This is a genomic window from Hymenobacter sp. NBH84, from assembly GCF_014217645.1.
Lineage (GTDB): Bacteria > Bacteroidota > Bacteroidia > Cytophagales > Hymenobacteraceae > Hymenobacter > Hymenobacter profundi.
Map to the genome: position 1 here is coordinate 2,270,036 of NZ_CP043644.1, position 10,962 is coordinate 2,280,997.

9 protein-coding genes are annotated in these 10,962 nt (G+C 58.8%); 5 read left to right on the forward strand and 4 right to left on the reverse strand.

The features are described 5' to 3' along the window. Positions 1 to 145: 145 nt before the first annotated feature. Complete coding sequence (gene dnaB, locus F1C16_RS09520) at positions 146 to 1,687, reverse strand: replicative DNA helicase (protein WP_243900256.1); 1,542 nt, start codon at positions 1,685 to 1,687, stop codon at positions 146 to 148. Between the two features lie 441 nt (positions 1,688 to 2,128). On the opposite strand from dnaB, the gene murC reads away from it, so the two are divergent. After that, positions 2,129 to 3,517 carry a UDP-N-acetylmuramate--L-alanine ligase gene (gene murC, locus F1C16_RS09525; protein WP_185284278.1) on the forward strand — a complete coding sequence of 463 codons (1,389 nt, stop codon included), beginning with the start codon at positions 2,129 to 2,131 and terminating at the stop codon, positions 3,515 to 3,517. A 335-nt stretch (positions 3,518 to 3,852) separates the two neighbouring features. Here murC and F1C16_RS09530 read toward each other — a convergent pair whose 3' ends face one another. Continuing rightward, positions 3,853 to 4,545 (reverse strand): DUF421 domain-containing protein, encoded by a 693-nt coding sequence (locus tag F1C16_RS09530; protein ID WP_185284089.1) that lies wholly within the window; start codon positions 4,543 to 4,545, stop codon positions 3,853 to 3,855. Between the two features lie 6 nt (positions 4,546 to 4,551). After that, positions 4,552 to 5,271, reverse strand: a complete 720-nt coding sequence (locus tag F1C16_RS09535) for a YetF domain-containing protein (RefSeq protein ID WP_185284090.1) — start codon at positions 5,269 to 5,271, stop codon at positions 4,552 to 4,554. A 339-nt stretch (positions 5,272 to 5,610) separates the two neighbouring features. On the opposite strand from F1C16_RS09535, the gene F1C16_RS09540 reads away from it, so the two are divergent. The 4 genes from F1C16_RS09540 (at position 5,611) to F1C16_RS09550 (ending at position 9,445) form a co-directional block, all read left to right on the forward strand. Then, positions 5,611 to 6,045 (forward strand): hypothetical protein, encoded by a 435-nt coding sequence (locus F1C16_RS09540; RefSeq protein ID WP_185284091.1) that lies wholly within the window; start codon positions 5,611 to 5,613, stop codon positions 6,043 to 6,045. A gap of 294 nt (positions 6,046 to 6,339) precedes the next feature. Continuing rightward, positions 6,340 to 7,185, forward strand: a complete 846-nt coding sequence (locus tag F1C16_RS09545) for a cyanophycinase (RefSeq protein WP_185284092.1) — start codon at positions 6,340 to 6,342, stop codon at positions 7,183 to 7,185. A gap of 36 nt (positions 7,186 to 7,221) precedes the next feature. Further along, positions 7,222 to 7,938, forward strand: coding sequence for a trehalose-6-phosphate synthase (locus F1C16_RS23210; protein WP_308461653.1), 717 nt, complete (start codon positions 7,222 to 7,224; stop codon positions 7,936 to 7,938). After that, positions 7,826 to 9,445, forward strand: a complete 1,620-nt coding sequence (locus F1C16_RS09550; RefSeq protein ID WP_308461654.1) for a bifunctional alpha,alpha-trehalose-phosphate synthase (UDP-forming)/trehalose-phosphatase — start codon at positions 7,826 to 7,828, stop codon at positions 9,443 to 9,445. The genes F1C16_RS23210 and F1C16_RS09550 overlap by 113 nt, the downstream gene beginning before the upstream one ends. Before the next feature lie 129 nt (positions 9,446 to 9,574). Here F1C16_RS09550 and F1C16_RS09555 read toward each other — a convergent pair whose 3' ends face one another. Next, positions 9,575 to 10,486: an LEA type 2 family protein gene (locus F1C16_RS09555; protein ID WP_185284093.1), complete on the reverse strand. Its 912-nt coding sequence runs from the start codon at positions 10,484 to 10,486 to the stop codon at positions 9,575 to 9,577. Between the last annotated feature and the right edge of the window lie 476 nt (positions 10,487 to 10,962).

Genomic DNA, 10,962 nt, shown 5'->3' on the forward strand with positions numbered 1-10,962 from the left:
AGAAGGTTGAAAGCTCTTTTGTCATCCTGAGCACAGCGAAGGACCTTATCACAGTAGAACGACAAGCGTTAGAATTACTATCTGACGCTTGTCGTTCTACTGTGATAAGGTCCTTCGCTGTGCTCAGGATGACAAGGTTTTATTCTTAAAACGGCGGGTCTTCGTTGCCGAAGTTGCTGCGGGGGAAGGCCTGCGGGGGCGGCGTGTCATTGTTGATGCGCGAGCCCAGACGAATGGTGTTTGGGGCAAAGGCACTCGGGTCCTCGTCGAAGGTGCTGGTAGGGAAGGCGCCGGGATTGTAGTCGCCGCCACCCTCGAAGCCGCCTACCCCGTCGAGGTCGGCAAACTTGGTGAAGCGACCGATAAACTTGAGCTGCACCGTTTCTAGGGAGCCGTTCCGGTGCTTGGCAATGATTACCTCGCCCATGCCCTGGGTAGGGTTGCCCATTTCGTCTTCCGTAATCTTGTAGTATTCCGGGCGATACAGGAACACCACCATGTCGGCGTCCTGCTCGATAGAACCAGATTCACGCAGGTCACTCAGCTGCGGTTTCTTATCGCCGCCGCGGGTTTCTACGGAGCGTGAGAGCTGCGACAGCGCCAGCACGGGTACGTTCAGCTCTTTGGCTATTCCCTTGAGTGCCCGCGAGATAGAGGCAATTTCCTGTTCGCGGTTGCCGGCGCCCTTACCCCCATCCGAGTTGCCCGTCATCAACTGCAAGTAGTCAATGATGATCATCTGGATGTCGTGGTGGGCTTTGAGGCGGCGGCACTTGGTGCGCAGCTCGCGGATGCTGAGCGCGGGCGTATCGTCGATAAAAATCGGCGCCGACGACAGCGAGGAAATCTTGTGGTTGAGCTGCGCCCACTCGTAGTCGGCCAGGTTCCCCTTTTTGATCTTCTCCGAATCCAGCTCCGCCTCCGCCGAAATCAGACGATTCACGAGCTGAATGGACGACATTTCCAGCGAGAAAATGGCCACCGGCTTCTTGTGGTCCACGGCCGCGTTGCGCATGGCTGATACCACGAAAGCAGTTTTGCCCATGCCTGGCCTAGCTGCAATAATCACTAAGTCAGAGGGTTGCCAGCCGCTCGTCACACGGTCTAGGGCTGAGAAGCCGGAGGGCACGCCGGTGAGACCGTCCTTCTGGTTTTTCTTTTCTTCCAGCTCTTTGATGGCCTTGCCCATCAAGGAACGCATGTCGTCAAAGTTTTTGCGGATGTTGGATTCCGACACTTCAAACAACGCCTGCTCGGTGGCATCCAGCAGGTTGAACACGTCGGTGGTATCCTCAAACGCGTCGCGGTGGATTTCGCTGGCAATGCGAATCAGCTCGCGCTTGATGGCGTTTTCGGTGATGATGCGGGCGTGGTATTCAATGTTGGCCGCCGAGTTCACCTTGAAAGTAAGGTTGGCCACGTAGTGCGTGCCACCAGCCATTTCCAGCTCGCCCAACTCCTTCAGCTCCTGGTTGACGGTGAGCAGGTCAATGGGTTCTGACTTATCAAACAGGCTCAGAATAGCCTTGAAAATGCTCTGGTGGCGGTCGTCGTAGAAGCTTTGGGGCTTCAGGATGTCGATAACGGTGGTGAGGGCGTCCTTTTCCAGCATGAGCGCGCCGAGAACGGCTGCTTCCAGCTCGCGGGCCTGGGGGGGCAATTTGCCGGCAGGCGCAGCCATCGACATAGCCGGCGGGCGGCTGGTCCAGGCGGCTTTGGCCCGCGAGGCCGATTGTTTCAGGCGGTCATCCATCCGGTCATTCATTGGGTTGAGGGAAATACAAGGTAAGCAGAACTGGAGTAGCAGCCGGCGACTGCACCAAAAAATGTTCAGTCGGCCGTGCCCGGCGCACACCCGGCCAGGCCAGGCAAAAGGGGTACAAAACTAACGGCTAACGCGAAGAAAACACGTGTGGGAAATACAGTTTCTTTTACTATGTTACATGGTGTGTGTCGACCAGACAGCAGGACCATTTGCCTGTTTGGGTGGGTAGGCGACAGCACGCCACGCCTACCCACTCAATAACCGGCCGGCTCTGGTTGCGTCCCTCCCTAACCTCTACTCCGGCTGGTATGTTCTATCTGCCTACCTTTGCCGCCCATTCGCTTGCATCGTTTCGCTTACTCAATGCCCGCTACCCCTTCCTCTTTTCAGCGCCTTCATCTGATTGCTACCGGCGGCAGCATCATGCACAATCTGGCCCTGGCCCTGCACCAGCGCGGTACCCACGTCACGGGCTCCGACGACGAGATATTTGAGCCCGCCAAAAGTCGCCTGCAAGCTGCCGGGCTGCTGCCGGCCGAAGAAGGCTGGTTCCCGGAGAAAATCACCGCCGACCTCGACGCCGTGATTGTGGGCATGCACGCCCGTCCCGACAACCCCGAGCTGCTGCGCGCTCAGGAGCTGGGCCTACGCGTGTACTCGTTTCCGGAGTTCATCTACGAGGCCAGCAAGGACAAGCAGCGCATCGTGATTGGCGGCTCGCACGGCAAAACCAGCATTACTTCGCTGATTCTGCACGTATTGCGCTACCACCAGCGCAAGTTCGACTACGCCGTGGGCGCCCAGTTGGCGGGCTTCGATCTGATGGTGCAGCTGACGGAAGATGCGCCCATTATCATCATTGAGGGCGACGAGTACCTGTCGTCGCCCATCGACCGGCGGCCAAAGTTCCACCTCTATCAGCATCACATCGGCGTGATTTCCGGCATCAGCTGGGACCACATCAATGTGTTTCCGACGGAGGAAATCTACCGCGAGCAGTTCCGAATCTTCGCGGAGATGACGCCCAAGGCCGGCACGCTCATCTACGACCAAGACGACGAGCAGGTGCAGCTCGTGACCGTACCTACCTCGCCCGACGTGAAGTACGTGGGCTACGGCCCGCACGAGCATGTGCTGCGCGATGGCAAAACCTACCTCCTCACCAAGCGCGATGAGCAGGTGCCTGTGCAGGTATTTGGCGCCCACAACCTGCGCAACATTTCGGCGGCCAAGGAGGTGTGCAAACAACTGGGCATCAAAGGCAAGGATTTTTACGAAGCCATTGCGACTTTCAAAGGCGCCGCACGCCGCCTGGAGCTGGTGCGCGAGGGCCAAGACTCAGTGGTGTACAAGGACTTTGCGCACTCGCCTAGCAAGCTGAAAGCCACGGCCACAGCCCTAAAACAGCAGTTCCCGAAGCGCCGGCTGGTAGCCTGCCTGGAATTGCACACCTTCAGCTCACTCAACCCAGCCTTCCTACCCCAGTACGCCCACACGTTCGATGCGCCCGATGTGGCGGTAGTCTACTTCAACCCGCACGTGCTGGAACACAAGCGCCTACCGGCCCTACCCCCCGAGGCCGTGCAACAGGCCTTCCAACGTCCCAATTTGCAGGTATTCACCGATAGCAAGGCCCTGGCCGATTTTCTGCATCAGCAAAACTGGCAGAACACCAACTTGCTGATGATGACCTCTGGCACATTTGATGGGCTGGATTTGGCAGCGCTGGCAACAGAGGTGGTTGATAAATAACAACAAGTGTGGCTGTGGCAAAACGCAGGCTTTATTACAGCCATTTTGTAGTCGGTGTACAGGTTGCGCTGGCGTGACCCCACCCCCAGCCCCTCCCCTCCGGGAGAGGGGTGCCAGACGAAGCTGATAGCCAATGGCTGTTAGCTAATAGCTCCATTAGAACGCACCCTTCTCCCGGAGGGGCTGGGGGTGGGGTCACGCCAGCGGGTACACGGCCTGCAAAACCGCTGTAGTAGTACACACTACTGCTCCCGTTTTTCGCCTCCACCCCTCGTGCCCGCACCTTAAAGGGCGGAACTAAGGGGAATCTAGAGCCCGCCGTGCCTGGTCGCCTCCTACCCCAGCACGGCGGGCTGCCACTCCTGTTCGCCGCAGCGTGTGCACTGGTGGGTAGGCACCTGTGCATTGGACTCCAGGTGGCCGCAGCTGCCGCAGGCAAACTGGCCCTCGACTTTCTGCTGCTCGTCCCGGAAAGCCGCGTCTTCTGTTGGCAGAATGGACAGGCCGGGCTGCGGCTCCGTGAACATTAGAACAGAGAAATCTCCGCTGGCCTCCTGGTAGGCCCGCTGCACCATACCCAGGTTACGAACACTTTCCTGCCGCAGCTTGGCCAGCATTTGCTCCCGTGACAACACGCTAGCCTGTAGCCCGTTTAGTTGCAAACGGCCATCCTGTACCAGAATCCGCACATCGTCTAGCACGACACTCTCGAATTTCTTGCTGCGGAGCGCCCACCACGCAATCAGACGTTGGTAGCCTACAATGATGGCCGCCACTACTACCACCGGCACCAGTCCCCGGTCGGGCGCCATGAGGGCAACGCCATTGGCAGCCGCCAACGACACCATGGCCACCATCTCGTTGCGGGTGAGCACCGAGCCCATGCGGGTACCCATCAAGCGCATACAGGCCAACAGGAGCAGGTAGATGAACACCACACGCAGAACGGCCTCGAGGTAGAAGCTGATTGGCACTTCGCCCACCAGGATGCGGAGCCAATCGGTGAGGTGAATGTCTTCTGGCTTCATAGTAGATCAGAGCTTACATACACCATTTGCCCAGTGCTGATGCCCACAGTGGGGGCACTGCCATGGTTTGTGGTCGGCCGCCTCGGGGTGGCCGCACTGCTGGCACACCTTCACGGTGTGGTCTGCGGGTTCGGCCTCCCGAATGGCCGGGTCTTTCTCGGGTAGGAGCGACAGCCCAGGGCGGGGAGGCTCCTGCGGGTAGATGCTGAACTTGCCATTGGCCTCCAGGTACACCCGCTTCACCTGTCCAAGCTGCTGCATATGGGCGGCGCGCAGGTAAGAAAACAACTGCTGCCGCGAGAGCCGGACGCGGTGCATGGCTTGCAGGTTCAGCACCCCATCGGCTACGATGATGTGCAGGTTGCCCTGGGTCAGCTGCTCGACGCGCCGAAACCGGTAGGCCAGCCAGTTGATGCCCCGGTACATGCCCACCATGCACGATAGCACCAGCATACCGTGCAGCAGGCCCCGGTTGGGCACCTGCATGGGCACCGACACGATGCCGCCCAGCATAATCATCACCGACAGCTCGGCCACGGAGAGCTGCGCGTTCATGCGCTTACCCAACACGCGCATGGCCAGCACCAGCACCACGTAGATGATAAGCGTGCGCACGACCACTTCCAACAGAAACTCAAACGGGGCCTGCCCCAGCAGAATTCGTTGCCAATCCGTTATCTGTATCTCCTCTTTCTTCATATTCTGCGTGAGGCTCTGCTCTTCCATCACCAGCCGGCAAGGGCGCTACCGCCGCTGCATCAGCGTACTGGCTCAGGTACTAGTGCAGTCAGTCCCCAATAACTATACTTTAACCACCAACGCTTTACTGCTTGGCGCGTCTAATAGTTATAGTCAAGCGTTTGCCTAAAGGAGTATTTCGCAGAAAACACTTACTAAGCAATCCTCTTTTTATCAATATTTTAAGACAATTCCCGCTGTGCGCACTAGGTACAAATTCGGAGTATACCAGAGAATGAACCTTGGAAGAATCCGTATTTTCTGTACCGCTGTATCTGGGTAGGCGCCGTTATATAGAGCATGCTACTATCCCGTCCTACCCTCGCTATGAATCCCGAACTCATGTTTGCCGATGTAGTGGTAGTACCACCCCACCCGGCTCTCCGCTTTGCTATTGGCTGCTCGCCAAGTATTCCTACCTACCCTGAGCTGGTACTGGAGGACGGCACGGGCGTGGTGGCCAGCTGGGTGGTGTCTCAACCACTACAGCAGGTAGCCAAGCACCCTGTCTTACTCTGGCGGTTAGCTACTGAGGATTCTACTCCTTCTTTACGGTCCCTGGAAACAGGTTCAGTCCAAGTGGTATTGGCTACCGCTGGCACTAACGCCAGTCTGCGCACCCAGCTGGCACGCGGCATGCTCCACCTCACCTCTGGCGGGCAGCAGCTCCGTGGCTACTACCGCCTGCACTGTTTGCCTACCGGCGGCGGGCAGCTATGGCAGCTTACGCCCGTGGGGCACGCAGGCAAGCAGGTAAACTGAGTCTGCGGGTGGCGTGCTCCCTTCTGGGGTAGGCCCACCGACCGAAAGCACTGGTATTCGTTGAAGAAAATACGCGTTTCCCCTGTTCCAAATCCGTGTTTTTGACGTCTCCTGCTGGCTTTTCGCACCGTACAACAAGCTGAGTCCGTCCTTACGGCAACCCGTATCGAAGGGCTGGGATGTGGCTGGCTACCACGCCGCTGTTGTCGTCCCCAACTGATTAGTGTGCACGCTCCTACCCGTTACAGCGGGTAGGAGCGTGTTTGCTGCCTACCTTTTCCTTGCTTTTCATTCATGTCTACCCATACCCCACGACCAAAGGGCCGCCTACTGGCTATTGGCGGCCACGAACAGCGCCACAAGGCCGATGAGCAGGCGCAGGACCACGATACATCGGCCGATTTTATTTTGCAGCGCTTTGTGGATGAGCTGCACGGCTCCCGCACCATCGTGGTTATCCCCACGGCGGCCGAAGACGCTGCCGCCGCTGCTCAGGACTACGTAGAGGTGTTTTCCTCGCTGGGAATTGAGCAAGTGGAAGTGCTCGACATCCAGAGCCGCGAGCAGGCCAACAGCCCCGAGTCGCTGGAGATTATCAATCGGGCCGACGGCGTGCTGTTCACCGGCGGCGACCAATTGCGCCTCACGGCCCTGCTTGGTGGCACCAAGCTGCTGCACTGCCTCACCGAGCGCTACCTCCACGAGCCTCTTCTCATTGCCGGCACCAGCGCCGGGGCCACGGCCATGAGCACGCCCATGATTTACCAGGGACGCAACGATGCCGGGTTTGTCAAGGACGAAATTCATGTCACCACGGGTCTGCAACTGCTGCGCGATGTGGCCATCGACACCCACTTTATTGCCCGTGGCCGCATGGTGCGTATGGCCCAGATTATTGCTACCAATCCCGGCTGCATTGGGCTGGGGCTGGAAGAAGATACGGCGGTGCTGATAAGCAAAGGCCGCGAGGTGGAGGTTATCGGCAATGGCATGGTGGTGGTGCTCGATGGGCACCACTGCACCGGCAACACCATCCCTGACATTGCGCCCGGCGAGGTCTTCTCCATCCGCGACCTGCGCCTGCACTTGCTTTCCAGGGGCCAGCGCTTCACGCTGCCGGATTTCAACGAGGCAGAATAAGGTCTTCTCTCCTACCCTGCCTATCGCTTTCGACTTATGTCCAGAACCATTATTATTTCCAACCGTTTACCCACCAAAGTACAGCGCGCGGCCACGGGCCTTACGTTTCAGCCCAGCGAAGGCGGGCTGGCCACGGGCCTGGGCTCCATCTACCGGGCCGAGGGCAACGTGTGGGTAGGCTGGCCCGGCCTCTCCGTAGACGACCCCGCCGAGCAGGACCACGTACGCGAGCAACTGAGCGCCGACAGCATGGCCCCGGTGTTTCTGACCGAAGCCGAAATCCGGGATTTCTACGAGGGCTTCAGCAACTCCACGCTCTGGCCTACCTTCCACTACTTCCCGCAGTATGCCACTTACGAGCAAGCGCACTGGGACGCCTACGTGGCCGTGAACGAGAAATTCTGTCAGGCCGTACTGGCGCTGGCCGGCCCCGACGACACCATCTGGGTGCACGACTACCAACTGCTGTTGCTACCCGAAATGCTGCGCCGCGAGCGGCCGGAGGCTACTATTGGCTTCTTCCTGCACATTCCGTTTCCCTCCTACGAGCTGCTGCGGGCCCTACCCTGGGGCACCGAGCTAGTGCGCGGCATGCGGCATGTTGGGCGCCGACCTCATCGGTTTCCACACCTTCGACTACATGCACCACTTCCTGAGCGCGGTGTCGCACCTGCTGGGGCTGCCCAACCACAACGGGCAGGTGGAAATGCCCGACCGTCCGGTGCTGGTCGATGCCTTTCCGATGGGCATTGACTACCAACGCTACGCCGACGCGGCCATTTCGGAGGCCGCGCAGCAGCACGAGCAGGCGTACCGGCAAGCACTGGGCGACGCGAAAGTGGTGCTGTCCATCGACCGGCTCGACTACTCCAAGGGCATTGCGCAGCGCCTACATGCCTTCGAGGCGCTGCTGGTGCGCTACCCCGAGTGGCGTGAGCGGGTGAATCTGCTGATGGTGGTGGTGCCCTCCCGCGACCAAGTGCCGCAATACGCTGCCCTCAAGGAAGAAATCGACGAGCTGGTGGGGCGCATCAATGCACAGTACCGCACCATCAGCTGGAATCCCATTCACTACTTCTACCGCTCGTTTCCCTTTGAGGAGCTATCGGCCTTGTACCGCCTGGCAGACGTGGCCCTGGTGACACCCGTACGCGACGGCATGAACTTGGTCGCCAAGGAGTTCATTGCCAGCAAAGCCGATCAGCGCGGGGTGCTTGTTCTAAGCGAGCGGGCCGGGGCGGCGCAGGAGCTGGCCGAGGCGTTGCTCATCAACCCGACCAACACCAACCAAGTGGTAGAAGCCCTGCGCGAAGCCCTACACCTACCCGACGAGGAGCAACAGACCCGCATGGCAGCCATGCAGCAGCTAGTGCGGCAGTACAATGTATTTGCTTGGACGCGGCTATTTATGGACCGACTGACCTATAGCAAAATCAAACAGCAAACTCTAGCCACCGATGTGCTCGATGCCCATGCCCAAAGCCAGCTGCGCCACGACTACCAAGTGGCCGAACGGCGCCTGTTGCTGCTGGACTACGATGGTACGCTGGTGCGCTTCCAACACAATCCGCAGCAGGCCCGCCCCGACCAAGAACTACTGGAGCTGCTGGGCAACCTGGCAGCCGATGCGCGTAATCAGGTAGTCGTTATCAGCGGGCGCGACCGGGCGACGCTGGACGACTGGCTGGGTCAATTGCCCATCGATTTTATTGCCGAGCACGGCGTGTGGCTGCGCCGGGCTGGCAGCAGGTGGCACTTGTTTCAGGAAGGTCTGCGCGCCGAGTGGAAGCGCGATATTCGGCCTATTCTGGAGCAGTATGTGGGCCGTACGCCGGGCGCCTTCATCGAAGAAAAAGACTACTCCTTGGTGTGGCACTACCGCCGCGCCGATGCCGGACTGGGTGCCTTGCGTGCCCGCGACCTGCTAAACCACCTCGCTTTTATGACGTCTAACACCGATTTGCACGTACTGGAAGGCAAGAAGGTGCTCGAAATCAAGAACGCTGGCATCCACAAAGGCACGGCCGCTGCTCAGTGGCTCGGACCCAAGCCCCCGCCTTTTGTGCTGGCCCTGGGCGACGACCGCACCGACGAGGACACCTTTGTGGCCCTACCCCCGGAAGCGTATACCCTGAAGGTAGGCCCCACGCCTCGCTCGCTGGCCCGCTATGCCGTGGCCAACGTGGCTACCGTGCGCCAGCTGCTAGGTAGCCTGCTGCAACCAGAGGTAGTAGACATGCAAACGGCTGTCAAGGTCTAGTGCTGTGCTTTTTGTATTCAGGTAGAACTTCTGCCCTTTCTGCACTCGCTCGGCTGTGCTAGCCCCAGCAGCTCTGCTGCGGGCGGCGGCATTATGTTAGACCGACTTCGTGCAGGTGCCGTTCGGCTTTCACTTTTCCTTATTGGCTTTGGCCAGCTCCTTCAGGTCCTTCACGGTGCCGGTGCTGTTGAAGCGCATGGTAGCGTCGCGGGCGCTGGCCTCGCCGGCCGCCACAGTGGCGGTGCCCGTGAGTTTATAGTCGGTTTTCTTGGCCTTGAAAAGAGACTTGAACAGCACCTTCGGCATCGACTTGGTGTCGAACCGAACGTGAATGGGCAGTAGCTCGATGCCCTTCTTGCGGAACGTAACGTTCTTGGTTTCCTGGCCCTTCACGTCGAGGTCGTCTTCTATCTGGAAACGATAGTTCACTTGCTCGACTGTAAATGGGAGGGATTCGTAATTCGTCACGCGTAGGTTTACCACTGCTTCGCCGTTTTTTAGGCCTAGCTTGGTCACGTCTACATCGGCTACCTCAATCTTAGGCAGTTTAGGAATGTATACGCGCTTGCGCACATCTACCGGAATCTGCTGAGGACCCACGCCAGGCAAATCGGCGTAGAGCACGGTGTGCATGTGCACCGTTACGCAGTCGCGCTGCGCTTCTTTGGCTTTGCGGGTTAGTTCGGGCAAATTCAACTCCAGCGGAAGCTCCAGGCGGTTGGTGGCATTTTTTTGGACCACAAGCGGTTGGCTTTTGTGGCCCTGCGCCAGTTGCTTCCCATCTACGCGGGTCACGTAGCGCAGGCTGTCGATGCGAAGCGTGAGGGGCGCGTGGTTATGCAGCTGCACCACCATTTGGCCCTTGATTTTTTCGCGGGTGACGTTGCTGATGTTGAGCGTCGGCTGCTCTAGGGTAGGCAGCAAGTCCTTGCCTTTATCAGTGGCGAAGTAGGCAACAACGCCGCCTACCAACAGTACCCCAACCAGCACAAGGAGGCCGGTGAGCACCGGGTGATGACGGGCAGCAGAAGAGGTGGCCATAGGAAAAGAAAGGGATACGGAAACGCGACAGTAGGCCCGATCAATCGATGGCGAGCGATGGAGAAGGCCTCTTGTAGTTGCCGGGCCTTGCACCTACTGGTTATACGCCCTGGCCTTTGTAGGCCACCATCCAGAAAATACGTAATTCGATCTGGCTAAATAGGGATTTTACACTAGGTGTTTTTCTCGTTGGCCACAGCCTCATGGGTTGCCGGCCGTGCAACGCAGCACGCCGTAGCCCTTCCCGCCCGTAGCGCGGCTTCGGCCAGCCTCGACGAGGGCAGAAAAAGTACTTATACGGCTCAGCTCGCCGAAAACTCAGCTTTTAGAGCCCGCGTATGACCAGGGCGCCCGCTGTATATTCACGCCTGCTATACCTCTCTTCACCTGAGGTCTGACACGTGCTACGGCGTACTACTTTCCTTCTTTCTTGTATTGATGCGACTGCCTGGCCAGTGAACTATCACTGGTCAAAG